The 1,081-nt window shown below is 45.3% G+C and carries 2 protein-coding genes; both read right to left on the bottom strand.

Going from position 1 to position 1,081, the window contains the following annotated elements; genetic code table 11:
* A partial coding sequence (locus A3739_RS18055; protein ID WP_068502319.1) for a transporter substrate-binding domain-containing protein occupies positions 1–605 on the bottom strand: 605 nt, incomplete at its 3' end.
* 63 nt (positions 606–668) lie between these two features.
* The coding region (locus A3739_RS18050; RefSeq protein ID WP_156502669.1) for an ATP-binding cassette domain-containing protein at positions 669–1,081 on the bottom strand (413 nt) is incomplete at its 5' end.

Raw genomic sequence — 1,081 nt, 5'->3', positions numbered from 1 at the left:
TACTGATCTGGACGTGACTGGTAGTTTTCATCTTTAAGGATGGTTGATTCACCTACTGGGAAGTCTAGGAATACTAAGTCTAGACGGCCACCTGTTAGATCAAGAACAAGGTCGTCAGCCGTGGTGTAACGCTTGATTTCAACAGTGTCTGCGCCGATATCTTTTGTCACGTAATCATCTTGAACTGTGCCACGCTGAACGCCAACGCGAAGGCCTTTGAAGGCAGCCTTGTCAGTCACGTCCAGATCAGTACCTTTTTTACCAAACCATGCAGAAGGTGTGTTGTAGTAACCTTCAGAGAACAATACTTTTTCAGCACGCTCAGGAGTGATAGACATAGAAGAGAAGATAACGTCGTATTTACGCGCTAAAAGTCCTGGAATAATGCCGTCCCAAGCTTGGATAACCCACTCACATTCCGCTTTGATTTCAGCACATACAGCGTTGCCAAGGTCAATTTCGAAACCAGTAAGCGTGCCGTCTGGCGCTTTATATTCGAACGGCTCGTAAGGTACATCAACAGCTAACTTTAGTTTGTCAGCTGCGAAACCAATGCTGCTGCTCGCAGCTAAGATACAACCCATTAATAGCGATAGTTTTTTCATAGTGAGGTCTTCCTCTTATTTAATGTCAGCTCTCTAAAGGGAGCAGTTTGTTTGTACTGAATATTAGTACTTCGGTTGAAGAAACTGTTTCACACGTTCTGAATCAGGATCTTCAAAAACTTTTTTAGGTGTTCCTTGCTCTTCAATTTTTCCGTCATGCAAAAATACAACTTGTGACGACACATCGCGCGCGAAGGCCATTTCGTGTGTCACGACAATCATGGTGCGGCCCTCTTCAGCCAAGCTGCGCATGACCTTTAATACTTCACCGACGAGTTCTGGGTCGAGTGCAGATGTCGGCTCATCAAATAGCAGTACTTCTGGTTCCATCGCTAATGCGCGAGCAATTGCTGCACGTTGCTGCTGGCCACCAGACATCTGACTAGGATAGTAGTCGCGACGCTCGTAGATGCCTACTTTGTTTAAGAGCTCTGTAGCGTGTTCAATGGCTTGTTTCTTAGGAATACCTAATACAT

It is taken from the genome of Oleiphilus sp. HI0067, from assembly GCF_001635735.1.
This window is presented reverse-complemented; position numbering and strand designations above follow the sequence as displayed.